General features: G+C 62.8%; 23 protein-coding genes. 4 read left to right on the top strand and 19 right to left on the bottom strand.

The genetic code is table 11. From position 1 onward, the window contains the following. Positions 1-23: 23 nt before the first annotated feature. The 4 genes from R3E49_RS09405 to R3E49_RS09390 all read right to left on the bottom strand — a co-directional run bounded on the left by R3E49_RS09405 (position 24) and on the right by R3E49_RS09390 (position 3684). Positions 24-1373 carry an alanine/glycine:cation symporter family protein gene (locus R3E49_RS09405; RefSeq protein WP_371294806.1) on the bottom strand — a complete coding sequence of 450 codons (1350 nt, stop codon included), beginning with the start codon at positions 1371-1373 and terminating at the stop codon, positions 24-26. A gap of 18 nt (positions 1374-1391) precedes the next feature. After that, positions 1392-2408: a 1-aminocyclopropane-1-carboxylate deaminase/D-cysteine desulfhydrase gene (locus R3E49_RS09400; protein ID WP_371294805.1), complete on the bottom strand. Its 1017-nt coding sequence runs from the start codon at positions 2406-2408 to the stop codon at positions 1392-1394. Next, positions 2408-2743, bottom strand: a complete 336-nt coding sequence (gene yajC / locus R3E49_RS09395) for a preprotein translocase subunit YajC (RefSeq protein ID WP_290746850.1) — start codon at positions 2741-2743, stop codon at positions 2408-2410. The genes R3E49_RS09400 and yajC overlap by 1 nt, the downstream gene beginning before the upstream one ends. 158 nt (positions 2744-2901) lie before the next feature. Continuing rightward, entirely contained in the window at positions 2902-3684 is a 783-nt protein-coding gene (locus tag R3E49_RS09390; protein ID WP_371294804.1) for an exodeoxyribonuclease III, read from the bottom strand. 204 nt (positions 3685-3888) lie between these two features. Between R3E49_RS09390 and R3E49_RS09385 the strand changes: the two genes are divergently transcribed. After that, positions 3889-5595 (top strand): class I adenylate-forming enzyme family protein, encoded by a 1707-nt coding sequence (locus tag R3E49_RS09385; RefSeq protein WP_371294803.1) that lies wholly within the window; start codon positions 3889-3891, stop codon positions 5593-5595. Positions 5596-5659: 64 nt separating this feature from the next. Here R3E49_RS09385 and R3E49_RS09380 read toward each other — a convergent pair whose 3' ends face one another. The 13 genes from R3E49_RS09380 to moaC all read right to left on the bottom strand — a co-directional run bounded on the left by R3E49_RS09380 (position 5660) and on the right by moaC (position 15619). Continuing rightward, on the bottom strand, positions 5660-6367 hold the full coding sequence (locus tag R3E49_RS09380; RefSeq protein WP_371294802.1) for a glutathione S-transferase family protein: 708 nt from the start codon (positions 6365-6367) through the stop codon (positions 5660-5662). Between the two features lie 10 nt (positions 6368-6377). Then, positions 6378-6827: a nuclear transport factor 2 family protein gene (locus tag R3E49_RS09375; protein WP_371294801.1), complete on the bottom strand. Its 450-nt coding sequence runs from the start codon at positions 6825-6827 to the stop codon at positions 6378-6380. Between the two features lie 64 nt (positions 6828-6891). After that, complete coding sequence (locus R3E49_RS09370; protein ID WP_371294800.1) at positions 6892-7656, bottom strand: glutathione S-transferase family protein; 765 nt, start codon at positions 7654-7656, stop codon at positions 6892-6894. A gap of 12 nt (positions 7657-7668) precedes the next feature. Continuing rightward, the gene (locus R3E49_RS09365; RefSeq protein ID WP_290746833.1) at positions 7669-8541 is read right to left on the bottom strand and encodes an amidohydrolase family protein; all 873 of its coding nucleotides are present in this window, start codon (positions 8539-8541) and stop codon (positions 7669-7671) included. Positions 8542-8709: 168 nt separating this feature from the next. Continuing rightward, positions 8710-9936: a cytochrome P450 gene (locus R3E49_RS09360; protein WP_371294799.1), complete on the bottom strand. Its 1227-nt coding sequence runs from the start codon at positions 9934-9936 to the stop codon at positions 8710-8712. A 166-nt stretch (positions 9937-10102) separates the two neighbouring features. Then, positions 10103-12277, bottom strand: a complete 2175-nt coding sequence (locus R3E49_RS09355) for a molybdopterin cofactor-binding domain-containing protein (protein ID WP_371294798.1) — start codon at positions 12275-12277, stop codon at positions 10103-10105. Further along, positions 12274-12750, bottom strand: a complete 477-nt coding sequence (locus tag R3E49_RS09350; RefSeq protein WP_371294797.1) for a (2Fe-2S)-binding protein — start codon at positions 12748-12750, stop codon at positions 12274-12276. The genes R3E49_RS09355 and R3E49_RS09350 overlap by 4 nt, the downstream gene beginning before the upstream one ends. Positions 12751-12753: 3 nt before the next feature. Beyond that, the gene (bcp, locus tag R3E49_RS09345; RefSeq protein WP_371294796.1) at positions 12754-13230 is read right to left on the bottom strand and encodes a thioredoxin-dependent thiol peroxidase; all 477 of its coding nucleotides are present in this window, start codon (positions 13228-13230) and stop codon (positions 12754-12756) included. Positions 13231-13278: 48 nt separating this feature from the next. Further along, on the bottom strand, positions 13279-13827 hold the full coding sequence (locus R3E49_RS09340; RefSeq protein WP_371294795.1) for an NUDIX hydrolase: 549 nt from the start codon (positions 13825-13827) through the stop codon (positions 13279-13281). 24 nt (positions 13828-13851) lie between these two features. After that, positions 13852-14331, bottom strand: a complete 480-nt coding sequence (locus R3E49_RS09335; RefSeq protein ID WP_371294794.1) for a flavin reductase family protein — start codon at positions 14329-14331, stop codon at positions 13852-13854. 51 nt (positions 14332-14382) lie between these two features. Further along, positions 14383-14874, bottom strand: coding sequence for a molybdenum cofactor biosynthesis protein MoaE (locus R3E49_RS09330; protein WP_371294793.1), 492 nt, complete (start codon positions 14872-14874; stop codon positions 14383-14385). 2 nt (positions 14875-14876) lie between these two features. Further along, positions 14877-15131, bottom strand: coding sequence for a molybdopterin converting factor subunit 1 (moaD, locus tag R3E49_RS09325; RefSeq protein ID WP_371294792.1), 255 nt, complete (start codon positions 15129-15131; stop codon positions 14877-14879). Then, positions 15128-15619, bottom strand: coding sequence for a cyclic pyranopterin monophosphate synthase MoaC (gene moaC, locus R3E49_RS09320; RefSeq protein ID WP_371294791.1), 492 nt, complete (start codon positions 15617-15619; stop codon positions 15128-15130). Before moaC ends, moaD begins: the two co-directional genes overlap by 4 nt. Before the next feature lie 212 nt (positions 15620-15831). On the opposite strand from moaC, the gene R3E49_RS09315 reads away from it, so the two are divergent. The 3 genes from R3E49_RS09315 to R3E49_RS09305 are packed head-to-tail and all read left to right on the top strand — an operon-like array spanning position 15832 to position 20409. After that, entirely contained in the window at positions 15832-17136 is a 1305-nt protein-coding gene (locus R3E49_RS09315; protein WP_371294790.1) for a spinster family MFS transporter, read from the top strand. Between the two features lie 34 nt (positions 17137-17170). After that, positions 17171-19048 carry a DUF3604 domain-containing protein gene (locus tag R3E49_RS09310; RefSeq protein WP_371294789.1) on the top strand — a complete coding sequence of 626 codons (1878 nt, stop codon included), beginning with the start codon at positions 17171-17173 and terminating at the stop codon, positions 19046-19048. Continuing rightward, positions 19045-20409: a phosphotransferase family protein gene (locus R3E49_RS09305; RefSeq protein WP_371294788.1), complete on the top strand. Its 1365-nt coding sequence runs from the start codon at positions 19045-19047 to the stop codon at positions 20407-20409. Before R3E49_RS09310 ends, R3E49_RS09305 begins: the two co-directional genes overlap by 4 nt. A 46-nt stretch (positions 20410-20455) precedes the next feature. Here the strand turns inward: R3E49_RS09305 and R3E49_RS09300 are convergent, their stop codons facing one another. Next, positions 20456-20875 (bottom strand): SRPBCC family protein, encoded by a 420-nt coding sequence (locus R3E49_RS09300; protein ID WP_371294787.1) that lies wholly within the window; start codon positions 20873-20875, stop codon positions 20456-20458. Continuing rightward, positions 20875-22647, bottom strand: a complete 1773-nt coding sequence (locus R3E49_RS09295) for an amidohydrolase family protein (protein WP_371294786.1) — start codon at positions 22645-22647, stop codon at positions 20875-20877. The genes R3E49_RS09300 and R3E49_RS09295 overlap by 1 nt, the downstream gene beginning before the upstream one ends. Positions 22648-22828 lie beyond the last annotated feature (181 nt).

Raw genomic sequence — 22828 nt, 5'->3', positions numbered from 1 at the left:
CCGCCACAGTGTCGGGGTCATCATCAGGCCTCGGGAGCGGGCTGGCCATCGAAATAGGCCCGGCTGATGCGGAACACCAGCGGTGCCAGCAGTAGCAGCGCGATCAGGTTCGGAATGGCCATGAAGGCATTGAGGGTATCGGCAATCAGCCAGACCAGTTCCAGGTCAATGAGGGTGCCCACCGGGATAGCGAGCACCCAGAGCAGTCGGAACGGCAGACTCGCTCGAATGCCAAACAGGAACACGGCGCAACGCTCGCCGTAGAACGACCAGCCGATCATCGTCGTGAACGCAAACAGGCACAGCCCTACTGTGACCACGTATTGTCCACCCGGCATACCCTGCGCGAAGGCCATGGACGTCAGGCTGGCACCGCTCACCCCGGTGGGCAGCACATCCATAATCACGATGACCAGTCCCGTCATGGTGCAGACGATCAGGGTATCGATGAACGTTCCCAGCATGGCGATCATGCCCTGCTGTACCGGCTGGCTGGTTTGCGCGGCGGCGTGGGCGATAGGCGCACTGCCCAAGCCTGCCTCGTTGGAAAAAATGCCCCGCGCCACGCCAAAACGGATCGCCGCCCACACCGTTGCGCCGGCAAAACCACCGGCAGCCGCAGCGCCGCTGAACGCCGCATCAACGATGGTCAGTAGCGCCGCCGGAATCGCGGTGATGTGGGTAACCAGCACCAGGGCGCCCATGATCACATAGCCCAGCGCCATCATCGGCACCAGCCAGCTCGCCACCCGCGCGATGCGCTTGACACCCCCGAGAATGACGGCCGCCACCAGCCCCATCAGCACCAGCCCGGTTGCCAGCGGCGGTACGGCCATGAAATCCTCGAGCACCTGGGCGACCGAGTTGGACTGCACTGTGTTGGCGATGCCAAAGCCAGCCAGCGTGCCGAAAATGGCAAAGGCCCAGGCCAGCCAGTGCCAGCGTTTGTGCAGCCCGTTGCGGATGTAGTACATGGGGCCACCACTGTAATTCCCTGCGGCATCCTGCTCCCGAAAGCGCACGGCACAGACCGCCTCGGCGTATTTGGTGGCCATACCCACCAGCGCGGTGATCCACATCCAGAACAGGGCGCCGGGACCGCCCAGCGCAAGTGCCGTGGCCACCCCGGCGATATTCCCGGTGCCAATGGTTGCCGACAGCGACGTCATGAGGGCACTGAACGGAGAGATATCCCCCTGCCCCTGCCCCTCACGGCCACCGAACAAGAGGCGAAAGGCACGCGGGATATTGCGTAGCGTGAGAAAACGCAAACCAATGCTGAGGTACAGCCCGGTCCCCAGCAGGAGCACCAGCATGACCGGACCCCATGCCCAGCCGTTGATCGTGGTAACAAAATCGCTGAATGCCTGCATGATGAGTGTGGTCCTGGGTCAACCGCCGGGCGCGGCGTGTAAAAATCTGAATTGATCCGCCTGCGGGAACACGCCGAACACGCCCCCGGTGTGCAGGAACACCACGTCGCGCGTACCCTCAAAACGCCCCGCCTGCAACTCCTGCACCAGGCCGTGAAAGGCCTTGCCGGTATATACCGGGTCCAGCAGCAGGCCCTCCAGTGCGGCCAGCTCGGCGATGAGCTGCAACACGGCGCTGCTCGCCACGCCGTAACCGTCGCCGACATAGCCATCGATCACGCGCGCCGTCACGGCGACCTCGGGCTGCCCGGGGAAGCGGCTGCGCCAGTCCGCCACATCCGCGGCAACCTTGTCGAGAAAGTAGGCCTCATCATCGCAGACATTGACGCCCCATACTGTGAGGGGCACACCGTACAACGCGGCTCCCAGTGTGAGACCCGCCTGGGTACCCCCGGATCCGGTTGCCGTAAGCAGATGTGCCGCCTCAATGCCGGCGCTGCGCAGGTCATCGTGCAGTTCTTCGCAGGCCGCGACGTAGCCCCAGATACCGAGCCCGTCGCTGCCCCCGGTGGGAATCACCAGCGCCTTCCTGCCTTGCTGCGCATAGTGCGCGCGCCAGCCATCCAGCAGGCCTGGCAACTCGGCCACGTAGCGGCTCTTGGGATAGCAGCTGATGGCCGCACCGGCCAGCTGACCCAGCAGATAATTCCCCTGGGGTGCCGTGGGGGTGTCGCCACGCAATACCAGGTGTGCACCCAGACCGGCCTGTGCTGCGGCGAATGCGGTTGCCCGGCAGTGATTGCTCTGCAGGCCGCCGCAGGTGATAAGCGTATCGTAGCCCTCCGCGAGCGCATGGGCGACAATGAATTCCAGTTTGCGGACCTTGTTGCCGCTGAGCAGGCAACCCGTCAGGTCGTCGCGTTTCACCCACAGCCTGTGCCCGCAACCCCAGCGCTCACTGGCACGGGGCAGATACTGCAGGGGCGTGGGGCGCTGGGCCAGCGCGACCCGCTGTGGCAGCGCCAGCCGGCTCATCAGCCGATGGACTTGAGTGTTCCCTTGGGCAACACCGCGTGGACGTGTATGCGCTGAAACTTCATGTCCACATTGTTGGCCACGTTCAGCACCACGTAGTTATCGTCCAGGCCGGTTATCCGGCCGAGGATGCCGGAACTGGTAACCACTTCGTCGCCCTTGCCCAGCGCCGCCACCATCTGCGCATGCTCTTTCTGGCGCTTGCGCTGCGGGCGGATGGCGATGAAATAGAACAGTGCGAAAAGACCCACCAGAAACACGATCTGGAAAATCTCGCCGCCACCCTGGGCGCCACCCTGGGCCTGGGCGTGAGCACTGGCAATGAACAAACTCATGACAACTCCTTGCAGCCTGCGCCAGCCGGCGCGAGCGATAACAGGTGGGAAAGAACAGGCGCAAATGTACAGCGAAAGCACCGGCCCTGCAATCTGGACGGGGCGCGTAGGTCGCGCCGCGCAGATCGGGCCACACCCACTGGGGAGCAGGATGCTCCTCAGGTGTGCAACTCGAGATCGTAGACCATCGTCTGCGGCGCATGGTCAGAGAATCGCTGGGCCGTATAAATTTCTGCTGCGCGCACCTGCGGCTGTAAACCCGGCGTGATGACATGGTAATCCAGTCGCCACCCTACGTTGTTCGCCCAGGCCTGCCCACGGTTGGACCACCAGGTGTATTGTTCAGGCTCCTGATTTACCAGACGGAAGGCATCACAATACCCCAGCTCGTTATACACGCGGTCCAGCCAGGCTCGCTCCTCGGGCAGAAAGCCCGAGTTTTTCTGGTTCGCCTTCCAGTTCTTCAGGTCGATGGGTTGATGACAGATATTCCAGTCGGCACAGATAATAAACTCACGGCGCATGCGCCGCAGTGCGCGCAGGTGTTCATAGAACCGCTCCATGAAATCCAGTTTTTTCGCCAGAGCCGCCTCGCTGCTGGATCCTGAGGGCATGTACAGCGAAATCACACTCACAGCGTCGAAGTCTGCCTGCAGGTAACGGCCCTCCGTATCTGCAGAGGACCAGCCGAGTTGCGTCACCACGGCGCGGGGCTTGACCCGCGTATACAGCGCCGTGCCGCTGTAGCCCTTGCGCTGCGCGTCGTTGTAAAAACAGTGATAGCCGGGCGGGCTGAACACCGGGTCCTGCAACTGTTCTTCCTGGGCCTTGGTTTCCTGAATACACACCACGTCCGCGTCCTGCTGCGCCAGCCAGTCAAAAAAACCCTTGCGCGCGGCCGCGCGAATGCCGTTGGTGTTGCAGGTGATAATCGTCGCCACTGCCCGCCCCCTGATAAGCCCCGCCAGCGATGATCAACGCCGCTCGCCCCGGGGCAAAGCGCGCCAGTGTAACGGAATGGACTGTCGCCGTTCAATTCGCGACGGGGTTAGCACCGAGACTGCCCCTGCACACGACCCTTGTGTATGATGCGAGGCGTCCAACCCTGATTCCGAACAGACGACGACCGGAGAATATCGACCGCCATGAATGAAGTCGCCGCCCTGAGCGCCAATCTGCGTGCCGCCACCGAGCAACTCACCGCCCCTGGAGCGCCGTTCGAAATGTCCGAAAGGGACGTGAATGGCGTCATGCTGCGCTGCTACATGAATGCGCCGGCCAATCTGCGCGACGCGCTGGACGCCGGCCGCGCACATGGCGAAAAAACTGCGGTTACCTACGAAGACGAGCGCTACACGTTCTCGGATTTCTTCTCGGCTGCGGATCGCTTTTCCCACTACCTCGTGCACGAGGCGGGCATTCGCAAGGGTGACCGGGTCGCCATTGCGATGCGCAACTACCCGGAGTGGATGTTCGCGTTCGTCGGCATCCTCGCCACGGGAGCCATCGTGGTCCCCCTGAACAGCTGGGGGCGCGCAGAAGAGCTGGGCTACGCGCTGAAGGATGCCGGGGCGTGTCTCGTGGTGTGTGACATGGAGCGCTATGCGCTGGTGCAAGACCAGCTCCAGGCCCTGGATTGTCGAGCGGTCGTCGTGCGCAGCAGCGGTGCCGACATCGCGCCGGCAACGCCCTGGGAGGCCACACAATCCGGGAGCGCCCAACGGCCAGACGTCGCACTGGACGGCGAGGACCTGGCGATGATCATGTATACCTCAGGTACGACCGGTAAACCGAAAGGTGCGGCCTCGACCCACGCCGCTATCTGTCAGGCACTGATGAATTTCGAATTGATGTCCTACGTATCTGCCATGACCAACCCCGAGGTTATCGGCAAGATGATGAACTCGGGCTTCGAGCCCTGCACGCTGCTGGCGGTGCCACTGTTCCACGTGTCCGGCTGCTATGCGATCTTCCTGCTCAACCTGCGCGGTGGGCGCAAGACCAGCATCCTCTACAAATGGGACCCGGAAGAGGCCCTGAAGGTCATCGAACGCGAGCGCATCACCGTATTTACCGGCGTACCCGCGATGACCATTGCGATGCTCGAATCACCCGCTTTCGAGCGTACAGACACGCGCAGCCTGTTCTCCCTGGGCGCGGGTGGAGCCGCTTGCCCGCCGCACCTGAAAGACCTGATCTACCGGAAAGTACCCGATGCCTATCCGGGCACCGGTTACGGCATGACGGAAACCAATGCCACCGGCAGCAGCTGTACCGGCGAGGCCTACCGCCTGCAACCCACAGCGGCGGGCACCATCTCACCTATCGTGGACATCCAGAGCGTGGATGCGCAGGGCAAGGTGCTTCCGGCGGGCGAGCGCGGCGAGCTGATGGTGCGCAGCCCCACCAATGCGCGGGAATACTGGAATCTTCCGCAAGCGACCGCGGACACGTTTGTCGATGGCTGGGTGCGTACTGGCGACATCGGTTATGTGGATGAATATGGCTTCGTGCACGTAGTCGACAGAATCAAGGATATGGTGATCCGCAACGGCGAGAACATCTACCCGGTTGAGGTTGAGGGCGTACTGACGGCCCACCCCCAGGTCATTGAAGCCTCTGTTTACGGGCTACCTCACCCCGACCTCGGTGAGGAACTCGCCGCCACGGTGAGCGGCGCACCCGACCTGCAGATCGAGGACCTGGTGAGCTACCTGCGAGAGCACATGGCGGGCTACAAGATACCCACTCAGTGGCAACTGACCCGGCAACCGCTGGTGCGCAATGCCACAGGGAAACTGTTGAAGCCCGATATCCGTGCCGCACATCTGGCGCAGTGGCCGCACCGCTAGCGCCGCCGCAACCCGCACCCGCCCGCGTGCACCTGCCACGCGCGGCGGCAGCGGCGCAGGCACGTCAGGTGTTTGCGTCGCCCGCCCCGGTAACCATGGCGCGTGCATTGCGTGAAAACGCTTCGGCTTCCTCGGTTTTTTTCGCGTCCATGAGTTCCGCGATATCAATCGGCACCTTGGTGCCGGCTCGCGCCAGGGGGCGCTCGCCAATCACTCCCAACCACCGTGACAGGTTGTCCAGCCCTTCAATGGAGATGCCCGACCAGCGATGGGTACGCACCCAGGCCCAGTTGGCCATGTCGGCAATACTGTAGTCACCGGCGAGAAACTCATGGTCTGACAGGCGCGCATCCATGACTTCGAACAGACGCCGACCCTCAGCCTGGTAGCGATCGATGGCGGGCTGTATCTTCTCCGGGAAATAGCGGTAGAACACATTGGCCTGGCCCATCATGGGCCCAACACCCCCCATCTGGAACATCAGCCACTGAATGACCAGCGAACGACCCCTGCGGTCTGCGGGCAGAAACCTGCCGCACTTCTCTGCCAGGTAGAGCAGAATCGCGCCGGACTCGAACACAGCGAAATCGCCTTCATCACGATCCACAATCGCCGGAATACGGCCGTTGGGGCTGATGCGCAGAAACGCAGGTTTTTTTTGCTCGCCCGCGCGCAGGTCGACCGTGTGCACAGTGTACGGCAACTGCATCTCTTCCAGCGCAATCGACACCTTGTAGCCATTCGGTGTCGGCGCGGTGTACAGATCAATCATGTGTGCCGCCTTACAGCTGCATGAAGTCAGGTGCGTTGAACACCCAGCTCTTTTCCTCGGCGCGTCGACGAATACGCCAGCCCTGTGCGGTGCGCACATATTCGTCGACGTACCAGAGACCCAGGAGGAACACGTGACGACCACCCTCCGGCAGCGCCATTTCCATCGGGTTGAAGCACATCACACGCCCTGTCGCCGTGTCACCATCGACGACAAACTGCAGGTTGGCATTCAGGTGCTGGCTGTTGGGGAATACACCATCGGAAACGGCTTCCTTCAGGTAGGCGATGGTCTCCTCCAGGTTGCCGACGGACCCGCCGAAGGCGGAGTAATCCACGTGTGCGTCCTCGGTGAACACATTGCGCAACTCATCAAACGCCTTGCTGTCGATCAGGTGCGAATAATGGAAGACAAGATCCTGCAGTTCCAGTCGGTCTGACAGTTCCTGTTGTGAAAGCATGGCATTTCTCCTTGTTTATTATCGGTTTTTGATGCGCCACGGAGCGCCGCCCTGCCGCTGCTGACTAGAAGTCCAGCGGCAGACGTATATATTCCTGGTACATGCGCTCGCGATGCGCCAGCAGGCGTGGGGTCAGCCAGCGCGCAGTGTCTTCCGCACCCGATGCGTACATGTCGCGCAGATAATCCGGCATCGGATTCACCTCCGCCGGCAGCGGATGCACCATGCCGAGAAAATTGGCCCAGTAAAAATCTGCCGCTGTCACCGCGTCGCCAACCAGCCAGTTCTTGCCCGCGGCTTCCTGTGCCGCCAGACGCTGGTCCAGCAGGCCGGCAATACCCGCCATGCGCTGACCGGCCTGCGCGGCGGCCTCCTGACTCCAGCCATACTTGGACGCCATACGCTGGATCGGCTCGGGTGGCTCGTCCATGGACATACCGGGCACAAACAGCTGCAAGCGGCGCTGCCAGCCAAAGCCGTCCACACCCGCGATCAGGGCGGACAGTCCGAGTACCTCAGCGCGCTGCGCCGGGTCATCAGGGAGCAGTGCCGGCGCCGGCGCGAGGCGCTCCGCCAGGTGCAAGAGGTCCAGCCAGTGACAGACCGGCGGCAGATCGTCATACACCGCAACCGGCGCTGAACTCTGTCCGGTCCAGGCCACCAGGGCAGCGTTTTCACCTCCAGCCTCCTGACGCACAGGCAGGTATTTCAGCCCCTTGTAGTCAAACAGCGATTTCGCAGCCTCACCCCACGGGCCCGGCACACCGGCGGTAAGCACCAGGCGCAGGCCCGGTGCCTGAACCGCCTGTTCGATATCTGCGTAGTCCATAGACGACTCCTGCTATTGATCGAGTTTGAAAACACGCAGCGCATTCTCGCGCAAAAACTTGGGCCACACCTCATCCCGGAACGGTACGTCCGGCATCTCCCGGAAGATCCGGTCCAGCGACAACCCCATGGGGAAGTAGCCAGCATACATGACCTGATCCGCACCGCGGGTGTTGGCAAAATGCACGATATCCTTCGGGTAGTGCTTGGGCGCGAAGGCGCTGGTCATATAGTGCAGGTTCGGATACTTGAGCATCATCTTCCAGGCTACATCGGTCCAGGGCTCACAGCCGTGCCGGGTTACCACATTCAATTCGGGGAAGAACCACAGCACTTCATCCAGCAACTCGACTTTCTGCGGCCCGAAGGGTAACCGCGGCCCGGGAATACCCATGCAGGGACAGAACGGGATATCCAGTTCCACAAGCTTGGCATAAATGGGGTACCACTTTTTGTCATTCACCGGCACGGGCGGGCAGATCATCGCCGGCGATGCGGTCACCGCCTTGATATCAAACTCTTCCTTCAATGCGACAATGGTACGCACTTCATCCATACCGTTATTGGGGTTCGCTTCGTAACAGGCAAAGAAGCGGTCGGGAAAGCGACGCAAGGCCTCTTTATGCTGCTCCGCATAGGGACCGACGCCTATCATCGCCCGCTCGATGTTGTGCTTGTCCATTTGCGCTACGGTGTAGGCAACGTAGTCATCCTGGCCATCGATCTGCGGGATATCCTTGAACATGTACTGCGCAGGCATTTTGAACATCTCATGGCTTTGTTTATCCATGAGCATCGGCTTTATCCACTCGTAGAAGTTGCTGTTATCCTCGCCGGGTACAGCCAGCATCAAGTCGATAACGCCGATATTGGTAGGCATGGGCATGGTGCGGTTCTCCTTCAGTGACAGGCCGGCCATTGTGCTGCCAGCGCGGGCCGACACCAAGATCAGCGCCGGCGCGGCGGCCAGAATTCAGCGTTGGGCACAATAGCATGAACCGAGGGGAAGCGCGGTGGCACCCTCGCGGCCGCCCACCGCCAAGAGAAGGTGTGCTCAGGCCACATCAAACACAATGGGCATGTGCTTGATGCCGTGAATAAAGCTGGAGCGCAACCACTGAATTTCACCGTCAAGTCGCGGGTTGCGCATACGCTGCACAATTTCCTCGAAAATAACGGTAAGCTCCAGCCGCGCCAGGTGCGAGCCCAGGCAGAAATGCTGACCAACGCCGAAGGCGCGGTGACCATTGCGTACGTCTTCGCGCTGGTTGCGCAGGATATCAAAGCGCTCCGGGTCATCGAACACCGTTTCATCGGCACTGGCAGCGCCGTAGAACAGCTGGACCAGATCGCCCTTGCGAATCTGTTGACCGCCGAGCATCGTGTCTTCCATCGCCGTACGCCGAAACGCGATCACTGCCGGGTTGTAGCGCAGAAACTCCTCGATGGCGTCGGGCACCAGGCCGGGGTTGTCGACAAGCGCCTGATACTGGTCGGGGTTTTCCAGCAACATGCGCATGCCCTGGCTGGTGACCGTGCGTGTTGTTTCATTGCCGGCCACAATCAGCAGCATGAAGAAGTTGCAGAATTCCTCATCCGTGAGCGGTTCGTCTTCCACTGTGCCGTCCAGCAGCGTAGCCACGATGCCCTCAGAGCCGTTTTCCCGATGCGCGGTTGCCAGTTCCATGCCGAGCATGAACATTTCAATCATGGCGTTCATGCCGTCCTCTTCCGAGGTGGTCAGGTCAGGATCATCCATGCCAAGCATGATGTTGGTCAGTTCGAACAGGCGCTGGCGCTTCTCCAGCGGCACCCCCATCAGCTCGCAGATCGCTATCAGGGGCAACTCCATCGCGATATCCTCGACGAAGTCACAGCGCCCTGACGGCAGGGCCCGATCGAGTATTTCGCGGGCAATCTCGCGGAACCGGGGTTCATAGCTGTCCACTTTGCGCGGGGTAAAGGCAGAGCGCACCAGGCGGCGATACTTCAGGTGTTTGGGTGGATCCATATTGATCATCAACGCACGCATCATCTCCACTTCCTCGGGCGTGGGATCCTTCAGCATGCACGTGCGTTCAGCGGAGGAGAACAGCTGGGGGTTTTTGGACACCTCGTCGATTTCCGCCTGGCGCGTGACCGCCCAGTACCCCGGGCTCCCGTGGCTGGGCGCGTGCCAGTACACGGGCTCCTCCTGCCGCAGGTAGGTGAAGGCTTCGCGAGGCAACCCGCCCCGGTAGCTCTCGGGGTCGTTGAGATCAATATGGGGACAGCGGTTCATGGGGCACTCCTGCGATGTGGGTCGGGTACAGACTAATGCGTGTTAGTCTGCACCCGGCGCCGCCCGCCGTCAAGCGCCTCCCCTCGCGACAGCGACCTGCCTACCCACAGTGAGACGCCGCCACGGGGATGCGCCCTGCAGCGCCGCCCAGCGGCGGCCCCGCGCTTCAGCCCAGGCGCAACGGCAGACGTCGCTGTCGCTCTCCGGTCGCGGCAAACAGCGCGTTGGCCAACGCAGGTGCCGCGGGCGGCGTACCCGGCTCACCAACGCCGGTAGGCGGCGCGCTGCTCTCGACCAACACCACCGTCATGGGTGGCGTGTCGGTCTGCCGCAGCAGCGGATAGTCATGATAATTGCTCTGTTCCACCGCGCCATCCTTGAGCGTGATCTCGCCGTGCAGCGCCGCACTCAACGCAAACACGATGCCGCCAATCATCTGATCCTTGACAATATCCGGGTTGATCACCTGGCCACAGTCAATTGCGCAGTAGACATGCTCCAGTCGCACCTTGCCGTCGACGCGCGACACCTCAACCACTTCAGCGACGCAAGAGTGGAAAGAGTCGTGCACGGCGATGCCCTGGAAACGGCCTGCAGGCACATTGCCCCAGTTGGCGGCCCTGGCCACCGCATCGAGCACGCGCCGCTGACGTGCCGACTCGGGGAGATGCTGCCGACGGAAGGCCAACGGGTCGATACCCGCGGCATGCGCCAGCTCGTCGACAAAACTCTCGACCACGAAAGCATTGTGACTGTGCCCCACCGACCGCCAGTAGCCCAACGGTATCGGCACCGGCACATTGCGATAGCTGACGCTGACGCCGTCGAAAGCGTAGGGCAGCTCCTTGGAACCCTCTACCGACGCGAAGTCTTTCTTGCCGACGAAGTCACCCACCCATTGCCGTGGCCCGCCGGGAACCCACTGGGGCAACATGGCGCCCATCATCACCGGCAAAACCTGCTGGTTGATACTCGGACCGGCAATCCGGTGCTGCCAGTGGCTCACCCGGCCATCCGGGTGTACGCGGGCTTCTATGGCGCCGGCCATGGCAGGCCTGTACCAGTCGTGGCGCATGTCGTCTTCCCGACTCCACACCAGCTTCACCGGCTGCTTCAATTCGCGCGCGATGGCGACCACCTCCGCGACATTGTCCGCGGCTGCCCGCCGCCCGAAACCGCCGCCGAGAAACTGGTTGTGAATCACCACTGCTTCACGGGGTACGCCGAGCACGCGCGAGGCCACGTCCCGTGCCAGATCCGGCGCCTGGGAACCCACCCATACCTCGCAGCCGTCGGCGGTGAGGCGACAGGTCGCGTTGAGCGGTTCCATGGCCGCGTGGGCCAGGAACGGCACCGCATAGCGGGCGCTGACCCGCTCGCCCTGTTCCGCCGCCGCAGTCGCGGGGTCGTCCCGCACACTGGCAAAGTCCTCGCCATCCAGCGCCGCCTCAAGCGCTGCGCTGATCGCCGCGCTGTCGCGCAGCCCGCCGCCGGGCGGCGTGAAGTTCACCCGAACCTTACCCGCAGCCTGGCGCGCCGGCCAGTAACCCTCCGCAACCACGGCGACGCCGAAATCGGTGGCAAACACCGCAACCACCCCGGGTAGCGCCAGGGCCTCTGCGGCCTCAAAGGATTCGACCGCACCATCAAACCAGGGGCAGCGCAGCAGCACCGCCGTCAGACAGCCCTCGGGACTGGCATCCATACCGAAGCGGGCGCTGCCGTCTGTCTTTGCCACCGCGTCCACGCGCTGGTCGTAGCGGCCAATCCAGCGCCACTGGTCTGCTGGCTTCAGGGCAACATCGCTGACCACTGCCAGCGCTCGTGCCACCGGAACCAGCTCCGCGTAGCCGAGATCCACATTGCCATCGGCGCTGCGCACACGCCCGTCCCGGGCTTCAAGACTGGCTCTATCGAGACCGCTCTGCTGCATGGCGGCGGCCACCAGGGTTTCTCTGGCGCTGGCGCCAACCTGCCGGAGGATTTCATGGTAGACGCGGATGGAGGCGCTGCCGCCGGTAATCTGCAGTCGCATCTCCGGATCGCCGAAGGCGCTGTGCACCGGCGCCATGGCGTAGTCAATGCGCGAGGGATGCACTTCCAGCTCTTCGGCGACAAGCGTGACCATACCGGTGATCACGCCCTGCCCCATCTCGGCTTTGGGAATCTGCAGAATCACAGTGCCATCCGGCTCGATACGCAGGAAAGCATTCGGCTGAAAATCTGCGTCGCTACCGAGTTGCAGAGGCTTTCCCGAGCATCCCGTCAGCTGGAAACCCAGGGTGAGTGCACCTCCGGCCACGGACACATTGCGGATAAACTGGCGCCGGGTCAGGCTCATGATGCATCCTCCGCAGCAGGCTGCCAGTGCGCGACTGCGGCCGCACTGAGGATCGCCTGCTGCACTTTATGGTAAGTACCACAGCGGCACAGATTGCCGGACATCGCCTGGCGTATGCTCTCCTCGTCAGGCTGCGGGTTGGCTGCGAGCAGGGCCGCGGCCGACATGATCTGTCCGGACTGGCAGTACCCGCACTGCGGCACGTTGTGCTCAACCCAGGCGTGTTGCAGCGGGTGGTTACCTCCCAGCCCCTCAATGGTGGTGACGCTGCGGCCGGCCGCCATCGCCAACGGCGTCGAGCAGCTGCGAATGGCAGCGCCGTCCAGATGCACGGTGCAGGCGCCACAGAGGCCCATGCCGCAGCCGAAGCGCGTGCCCGTGAGTTGCAAATGATCGCGCAGCACCCACAACAACGGTGTCTCGGGATCTACGTCGAGTTCGACCTCGCGCCCGTTAAGGCTGAAAGTGACCATGCGCTACAAACCGAGCTCTTTGATCAGGGCGAGCACATCGTCGTGGTGACTCTTGGTCGCCACCTTGTCCATCACGTGCTTGAGACGCCCATCCTTGCCGATGATGAAACTGCTGCGCAGTATCCCCATAAACTCACGCCCCATAAATTTTTTCAGGCCCCAGGCCCCGTACTTTTCGGCAACGGCGTGGTCCTCATCGGACAGCAGGGTGAAATTGAGGTCCTGCTTTTCAATGAACTTGCCCAGCCGCGCCACCGGGTCGGGGCTGACACCGAGCACCACGGTATCGGCCTTGTCCAGCGCTTTCTTGCTGTCGCGGATACCACAGGCCTGCACAGTACAACCCGGCGTCATCGCTTTCGGATAGAAATACAGCACCACGTTTTTCTTGTCGCGGAACTGTTTCAGGGTGACGGTTTTCCCGTCCTGATCAGGCAGGGAAAATGCGGGAGCCAGGTTGCCAACTTTGGGGAATGCCATGGGTTGTTCTCCTTGTAGGTACGATTCGTCTCCGGCGCCACACCCCGATTACCGACTCGAGGGTCGACGGCGCTCGATCGCCGACACGCGCACCGGGAAATGCCCCGACTCGCGATCGGCAAAATACTCCCTGAGCGTTTCCTGCACGACGGGAAACGCAATCTCGCCCCAGGGAATGTCCTCCTGCCGGTAAAGAGCGGTTTCGGTGCTCTCCGGGCCAACGCCGAACTCACCGTTCACCACCTGGCAGCGGTAGAACATGTACACCTGGTTGATATGCGGCACATCAAACACGCGGTAAAGCTCCAGCCCGGTAACGCGGGCTCGCGCCTCCTCCCAGGTTTCGCGCGCCGCACCCTGCACGGTGGTTTCGCCATTCTCCATAAAACCCGCCGGCAAGGTCCAGTAACCTGAGCGCGGCTCGATGGCCCGCTTGCAGAGCAGTATGCGGCCTTCGTAAACCGGCACACAGCCGACGATAACCCGCGGGTTCACGTAGTGAATCACCTCACAGACGGTGCAGACGAAGCGCTCGCGATCATCCCCGTCGGGAATTCTCAGGGCGACCGCCGCGCCGCAACTCGTACAGAAATTCATTCGGTCATCCCGCCCGGCGCAGTCTCAGGCCAGAGCCCGGTAGGCACCGCTGTAGAACACCAGCGGTTCGCCTTCGGCCTGCGCATGCATGGCCTGCACCCGGCCAACAATAATCAGGTGGTCGCCACCCGGGTGCGTCGCCTCCAGGCTGCATTCGAACTGTACCAGGGCGCCGTTGATCAACGGCGCGCCACCCTGCTCACCGGGTGTGAAATGCTCGGGATCAAGCAGGTGATCGCCTTTGCGGGCATAGCGCGAGGAAAGCTCCTGCTGATTGCCCGCCAGTACGTTGATCGCATAGTGTTTGGCGCTGGAGTAGAGGGAAAACACATCCGAGTTGTTCTGCAGGCTCCACAGGACAAGCGGCGGATCCAGCGACACGGAGCTGAACGAGTTGGCCGTCAGCGCGAGTGCCTCACCCTCCTCGTTGACCGCGGTTATGAGGCACACGCCTGTGGCAAACCGTCCCAGGGCGTTGCGCAACTCCCGTCCGTCCAATTCCATATCCTGCTCCTGTCTAGTGTTGTGTTAATACTGTTTGTGGACGCTACAGGTTCACCCGCACGGCCCCATGCCGGCATCCCCTGTTCGGGTTAACTGCCAGCGTTCGGCGCGCGAAATATCACTGTCCCGGGCCTCCACCCAGCGTGCATCCTGCGCGCCATGCTCCTTCTTCCAGAACGGTGCCCGGGTCTTCAGGGCGTCCATGATGAATTCGCAGGCCGCGAACGCCTCGCCACGATGATCGGCACACACCCCCACCCAGACGATGGACTCGCCCGCTTCAATGCGCCCTACCCGGTGCAGGATATGCACCGCGCGTAGCGACCAGCGCACAGTGGCCTCAGAGGCAATTGCCTGCAGGCTGCGTTCGGTCATCCCGGGATAGTGCTCCAGTTGCAACGCATGCACCGATCCTGCCGCGCTCATATCGCGCACGTTGCCGGTGAAGGTGACCACCGCACCGGAGGCGGGAAGCAGGTCCTGCAGTTGAGCGGGGTTGAACGCCGCTTCCTGCACCTGCACCCGGCAACCCTCAGTCGACATCGTCACCCTCCGGTTACCGGAGGAAAAAACGCAACCTCATCCCCCGCTGACAGCGGCGTCGCAGGCTCGGCAAGCGACTGATTTACCGCCATCAGCACATTCTGGTCTTCCAGAGCCTGTTTCCAGACTGGCCCCCGCGCTGCAAGCGAGGCGCGCAATGCCGCAACGGTGTCAAGGCCCGGCTCGCAGGGCAGCTCGAGGACCTCGCACGCCAACTGTTCACGCAGCCTGGCGAAGAAACGCACTGTCAGCATCATGCGTCATCGCCTGCGTTGCGCTCCCAGCTGCCCGAACGACCACCGTGCTTCGCCTGCAAACCGAGGTCCTGGATCTGCATGCCGCGGTCCACGGCCTTACACATATCGTAGATGGTCAGGGCCGCTACGGACGCAGCGGTCAGGGCTTCCATCTCAACACCGGTCTTGCCCGCCACTGCGCAGCGCGCGGTCACGTGTACACAACCGGCACCCTCATCCAGCGTGAAGTCGAGGTCGATACTACTGAGCATCAGCGGATGACAGAGGGGAATGAGATCCGCGCACTTCTTCGCGCCCTGAATGCCGGCGACCCTCGCCACCGTCAGCACGTCGCCCTTGGCGTGCGCGCCCTGACGCAACAGGCGCAGGGTTTCTGGCTGCATGGTCACCCTTGCGCTGGCAACCGCTTCACGCCGCGTCTCGGGCTTGTCCCCGACATCAACCATGCGCGCCGTACCCGCCGCATCCAGGTGCGTCAGCTGAGCCATAATGTCATACCTTTTCCCGATTCACGCTGCCGCCGAAGTGTATCCAATGGCCGACCAGAATAACACCGCCGCAGGGCGGATCACACTCTGGCGCTGCTCGCGCCTGCCGCCGCCCGGCTCCGGTTGAACACGGCTGGCAAATTGGTGAATTGACCTCAGGGCGGCAACCGCTATATTGGGTGGATTATAAAAACGACAGGAACGCCAGCACCGTGCACACCGGCCAGCAGGATTACTCTCCAGCCTACAAGCGTTTCGTGCTGGTCATGTTGACCATCGTCTACGCCTTCAACTTTATCGACCGACAGATCCTGGTGATTCTGCAGGAGCCGATCAAGGCAGACATGGGCCTTTCCGACACCCAGCTCGGCCTGCTCAGCGGCTTCAGCTTCGCGCTGATCTACGTGACCGCAGGCATTCCCATCGCCTACTGGGCAGACCGCGGCAACCGTCGCAACATTGTGTCGATATCCCTCGCCGTATGGAGTGGCATGACGGCGCTGTCCGGGTTTGTCCAGAACTACGCACAGCTGCTTGCAGCACGTATCGGCGTTGGCCTGGGCGAAGCGGGCGGCAGCCCTCCCTCCCACTCCATGATCAGCGACTACTTTCCGCCACAGCAGCGGGGCCGGGCGCTCTCGTTCTACTCCATGGGTATTTACGTGGGCATCCTGTTCGGCTTCCTGTTCGGCGGCATGATCGCTGAAGCCTTCGGCTGGCGCGTTGCGTTTCTGGTGGTTGGCGTTCCCGGCGTGCTGTTCGCCGTCGTGCTGCGCCTGACCGTGCAGGAACCCCTACGCGGGCGCTGGGAGACGGCGGCCGACAACGCCGCGGCAAAGCCATCCCTGAAGCAAACGCTGACCTTGCTGCGGCAACTGCCCTCCTTCTGGCTGATCGCCATCGGCTGCGCGCTCACCGCGTTCGTCAGTTACGGCGTGGGGAACTTCTTTCCCTCGTTCCTGATTCGCAGCCACGGACTGACCGTCGCACAGGTCGGCGTGGTGCTGGCCCTGGTCTCCGGCATCGGCGGCGCTCTGGGCACCTACCTGGGCGGCTATCTGGGTGACCGCTTCGGTGCCCAGGATCCTCGCTGGTACCTCTGGGTGCCCATGCTCGGTGGGCTGGCGGCCTTCGTGCCCTACCTGTACGTGCTGCTGACTGACAACACCCTGCACCTGCTGGTGATTCTGGTGTTCACCAACATCCTCACGGCGATGTATCTGGGGCCCTGCATTGCCCTGTCACATGCCCTCGTACCACCGAACATGCGCGCGCTCACCTCGGCCATTCTGTTCTTCGTGCTGAACATGATCGGTCTCGGACTCGGGCCCTTCCTGACCGGCCTGACCAGCGACCTGTTGACCCCGCGTTTCGGCACCGACGGGCTGCGCTACGCGATGGTACTTGCCTCGCTGTTCGGCCTGGTTGCCATCGGGCTGTTCTACTTCGCTGCCAGGCAACTGCCCGCCGATCTGGCCAAGCGACGTCGCAGCGCTGAAACCTTCAGCGTCGCGTAACCACGGCTCACTACAGACAAGGAACGCCCTCACCATGACAAACTTTTCACTGACCAGGACTGTTTTCCGCTACGCACTGCTGCTCTGCGTTGCCAGCCAGGGCTACGCAGAGCCCTACTCGCCCTGGGCGGATCGCGACTACCCGCAACAGGTGTACTGGGGCGATACACACCTGCACACGTCAACGTCCCTCGATGCCAACCTGTTCGGAGTGCACAACCTCACCGCCGCCGACGCCTATCGCTTCGCCCGCGGCGACACGGTCACGACCAGTACTGGATTGCGCGCGCGCATGAACCAGCCCCTGGATTTCCTTGTCGTCGCCGACCACGCGGAATACATGGGTATCATGCCGCCGCTGCGTGCCGGCGACCCCACACTGATGCAAAACGACACAGCCCGCCGCTGGCGCGACGTGCTTGCCAGCGGGGACCCCGTCGGCTTCGGTCGGATGATGCTGGATATCGGCGCCTCCTATGCATCGGGAACACCACTGGTGACGCTGCCCACGACCCTGCCTTCCCCCTGGGAGGCCAATACTCGCATGGCGGATGCTGCCAACGAGCCCGGCGTCTTTACCGCTTTGATTGGCTTTGAATGGTCTGCCATGCCCAATGGCAACAACCTGCACCGTGTTGTGGTGTTGCGGGATGGTGCGACGCGCGCCAATCAGGTCACGCCGTTTTCCGCCTTCGACAGCGAGGACCCGGAGGCGCTCTGGCGCTACCTCGCGGACTACGAAAAGAACACCGGGGGGCAGGCACTGGCGATTCCGCACAACGGTAACCTCAGCGGCGGACTCATGTTTGCCGACACCCGCGCCAACGGCGAAGCCATTAGTGTGGCCTATGCGCGCGAGCGGCTGCGTTGGGAACCGCTGGTCGAAGTCACGCAAATGAAAGGGGATGGCGAGGCACACCCACTGCTGTCGCCGGATGACGAATTTGCCGATTACGGCACCTGGGACCAGTACAACATCGATATGAGCACCGCGCAGGAAGACTGGATGCAGCGTTTCCAATACGTTCGCCCCGCTCTGCAGACCGGATTGCGCGTCGCGCAGCGCATTGGCGTCAACCCGTTCCAGTTCGGGATGATCGGCAGCACCGACGCCCATACCGCACTGGCAGCGGTGGAGGAAGACAACTTCTGGGGCAAGATGTCCAGCCATGAGCCCTCCGCCGATCGGGCCAGCCGCCTGTGGGGCATCCCCGAGGCAGAGATGAGTAGCGCCGGACTTCTGGCAGCGGGCTATGCCGCGGTCTGGGCTACCGAAAACACCCGCGAGGCCCTGTTCGACGCCATGCGGCGGCGCGAGGTCTACGCCACCACAGGGCCGCGCATGCGGGTGCGTTTTTTCGGTGGCTGGAACTTCACCCCGGAGGACCTGCAGTCACCCGATTCAGCCCTGCGGGGCTATAAGAAGGGCGTGCCCATGGGCGGCATCCTGCCGCCGCCCGGCAGCGTCCTACGGGCACCGGTGTTCATGGCACTGGCACTCAAGGAACCCGAAGGCGCGCACCTGGACAGACTGCAGATCGTCAAGGGCTGGGTGGATAGCTGGGGAGAAAGCCGCGAAAAGGTCTACGACGTGGCGTGGTCCGACGACCGCGAGCCCGATGTAAACGGAAAACTGCCGCCCGTGGGAAACACGGTGGACACAGAATCCGGCCACTATGCCAACACCATCGGCAGCGCCGAGCTAAGCGCCGTGTGGACCGACCCTGACTTCGACCCGAGCCTCGCTGCCGTCTACTACCTGCGCGTTCTGGAAATCCCTACTCCGCGCTGGCCGGTGTACGACCGGGTGAAACTGGCCGCAAACCTGCCGACGAATACTGAGCTGACCCATCAGGAACGAGCCTATACCTCGCCTATCTGGTACCAGCCGGCAGGGTCAGCGCAGCCATGACAGAGACGGTCCACGACCTGCCCGAGGGTCTGCTGAGCTGGGTGGCTGACCTCGGACCAGGGCAGATCTCTCGACTGGAGCGCCACGTGGCCCGGCGCGAAGCCTGGGTCGTCGACGTCACGCGCAGCGATGGTGGCATTCTCGAGGGCTTTCTGCGCCTGGATCGTCAACCCGCGGCCGCCAGCAATGTCTCTCTGCGTAGAGAGGCTGCCATCTGTCGGGCATTGACCGCCACGGACGTGCCGGTGCCGGCCCTGCTGGGCTGGAGCGAAACCTACCATGCCGCCCTGTTCAGCCGGGTTCCCGGCAGCGCGGACCTGCCGGGCGTGACCGATCCCCAGCGCCAGCGGCAAATCATGGAGGACTTTATCGCGGCGATCGCCCGCCTGCATTGCCTGGACATTGACGCACTCGCGCTGGACGCTGACCTGGGTCCGCGACCCACCACACCGCAGCAGGCTGCACTCGGCGACCTCGATGCGCAGCTGCACAATTTCGCCGCGTTCCTGCAGGATTATCAGGATCCGCTCCTCAGTTACGGCGCGGCATGGCTGCGCCGCTTCGCGCCCGCCAGCGTCGCGCGGATCTCCCTGGTACAGGGCGATACCGGGCCGGTGAATTTCCTGTTCAGCGGCAACCGCGTCAGCGCCGTGGTCGATTGGGAGTGGGGGCACTGGGGCGACCCGATGGAAGATCTCGGCAATATCTGTGTGCGTGAATTCTGGAACCCCAGCGGCGGCCTGACGGGGCTGTTCGAGCGCTACGAAAGCCTCTCGGGCATTCCCTACACACGGGCAGCGGCGCAGTACTACCGCATTCAGCAGAATGTCCGCGGTATGATCCCGATTCACGCCGCCTGCCACCAGCCCGGCCTGCGCGAGTCACTGGCCTGGTACCTGAGCTATCGCTACGTCGGGGACCGCTCAACCTGCGAGGCGCTTGCAGACGCCATGGGCATTGCGGTGGAACCACCGGCAATGCCGGATACCGCGGCCGATACATCGGTGCTGCTGTCCGCAGCGTCATCGACGCTGCAGCGGGACGTACTTCCTGCCGTCACAACTCCCTTCGCGCGCTCCCGCGTGGCAGACGCGTGCGTCCTGGTCGCCTGCGCCGAGCGCGAGCAGCGCTATGCGGATGCCGTGCGCGCCGCCTGCTGTGAGGACATTGGGCGCCTGCTGGGCACACGGCCAAAACACTATGCACAGGCACTAACCCGGCTGCTGACAGCCATTCATGAGGGACAGCTTGCCGACGAACCGCTCATCCAGTTACTGGCGCGCAAAGCCTATCGCGAGGAGTGGCTCTATCAGCCAGCGGCGGCTCTCTACCCCAACCGGCGCTGGGCCGTGCTGGACTGAGCGTTGCCGCGGGTGCCGTGGCACCCGCGCACTGCGCGCCTGCCAGTCAGGCGCTGGCAGCCGCTTCCAGTTTGGCCAGCATGTCAGAGTAGATACCTTCCAGCATCGCCTGGCCTTCACTCTCGGAAATACCCTCCGGCTTCGCCGAGCACTGCCAGCGCGCCAGGGTACGTTTTCCATCGTCCAGGGGTTCCAGTGAAACCTCTGCCCGGTACTCGCTGACCGGCATGGGCATTTTCGGGATGGTATAGCTGAAGGAGCGACTGGCGGCATCCATCGCCTCGAGAATCTCGTCGATGGGGTCCATACCTTCCATGTGAATGCGACGAATCATCCCGGGGCCATCGCCGATTGCCTCGAGATCCGTCCAACCCGGGTACCAGTTCAGGTTGCCGAAATCTTCCAGCAGTGCCCAGACTTTATCGACAGGCGCATTCAGTTCACGTTCTACCTTCACCTTGATCATCAGGCTGCTTCCTCTTTGCTGTGGGTATGTGGGGGGTTGGGGGTGCGGCGATCACCGTGCTGGCCGGCGCGCACGAGGCGACCGGGCAATGCACCGGTCGCTTCACCGTCCTGCATAATGATTTCGCCGGACACCAGGGTGTACCGGTAGCCCGATGCACCCTGGTAGACGCGCCGGCCACCGGCCGGGAGGTCGTAAACCACCTGCGGCGACGCAATCGCCAGGTGATCGAGGTCGATGATGTTGATATCCGCTTTCATGCCCGCTTCCAGGGTCCCGCGGTCGGTGAGCCCCATGCAGCGGGCGGTTTCCAGCGTGTGCATGCGCACGGCCTGCTCCAGGCTGAAACGCTGGCCGCGCTGGCGGTCGCGCACCAGGTAGCTGAGCAGCCAGGTGGGAATACTGGCATCCGAAAGCACCCCGCAGTGGGCGCCGGTATCCGCAAGGCTGATGACTGAGCTCTTGTCCGCGAGCATCTCCAGCTGCCGATCCAGATTGCGCTTGTCATAGCCGAACAGCGGGCAGTACAGCATGCGCTTGCCGTCATTCTCGAGCAGCGCATCGTAGGCATACTCGGCCGGCGTCACGCCGGCACGCTGTGCCCGCTGCTGGATACTGTCCTCGGCGGCGGGCTCGTAGTCGGGGTTCTCATCCAGGACGTACAGGTTGTCGAAGCCGTCGACGATTTTGTCCATTATGTCATGGCCCATATGCGGCGGTGTTTCCTCGACGATGGCGCGTCGCACTGCGGGGTCCCGCAGCCGCGCCAGGCGTTCCTCCGGTGTTAGGCCCGCGAGCGGCGCATAACTCTGGTGAAACATGAAGGGGTTTACCGTGCCTTCCCACCCCATGAGGATATTCACCGGTCGCGCCCCGACATGCGGAATCAGCCGTGCGCCCTCAGCGCTCGCCTGCTTGACGTATTGCAGTTGCTGCTGCACACGCGGCCAGTCGGCTTCAGAGCGGTAGAAGAGGACAAAGTTGACCTGGCAGTCGTTTTCGATCGACAGGCGTTTCATCCACGCCATCTCCTCCTCCCACTGGTCGAAGTCCGACACCAGCCCGTAGATCCCCTGCCCCGTCTCGCCAATCACGCGGCCGATGCCGAGCAGCTCATCGGCATCCGCATAGGTGCCCGGCATGACATCGCCGTTGCGGGTGGTATGTAGTGCGGTGCGCGACGTCGTGAAACCCACGGCGCCGGCAGCGAGGCCTTCGCGGACAATGCTGGCCATGCGCTGCACATCCTCGGGGGTCGCGGGCTCGTTGCGCACGCCACGCTCGCCCATCACATAGGTGCGCACCGCGCAATGCGGCACCTGCGCACCAATATCGATGGCGCGCGGCATGCGATCCAGGGCGTCAAGGTACTCCGGGAAGCTCTCCCACTCCCAGGTGATCCCTTCGGCGAGTGCAGCGCCGGGAATGTCCTCGACATCTTCCATGACTTCTATCATGCGCTGCCGCTCAGCCTCGTCCGGTTTACAGGGCGCAAAGCCCACCCCGCAGTTGCCCATGACCAGCGTGGTGATACCGTGGTTGGACGCCGGACTGCAGTAGGGATCCCAGGTTGCCTGGCCATCCATGTGGGAATGGGTGTCCACCCACCCCGGTGCCACCACAAGGCCACTGGCGTCTATCACGCGCCGGGCTGCACCGCGCACGTCGCCCACGGCAACGATGCGCCCATCGCGCACTGCGACGTTGCCTACGTAGGCAGGCTGACCCGTGCCGTCAACAATCTTTCCGTCACAAATGAGCAGATCGTACAAAGGTCTATCCTCCGGTATTTGCTTATCGTTTTTCTGTCGAACAGACTACTGGATTGCCCGTGAGGGTGAAAGCAGGCCCGTTCAACTACCAGCGGAATTCCGTGCTGGTCCAGACAGTTAGCCCGTTTTCATGCCCTGCCATGCGGGATAGCGACCGCCCACACCCAGGAGAACACAACCC

The sequence above is a fragment of the Haliea sp. genome (genome assembly GCF_041395985.1).
GTDB lineage: Bacteria > Pseudomonadota > Gammaproteobacteria > Pseudomonadales > Halieaceae > Haliea.
The sequence above is the reverse complement of the archived record's forward strand: the minus strand, read 5'-3'. Positions and strand labels throughout refer to the sequence as shown.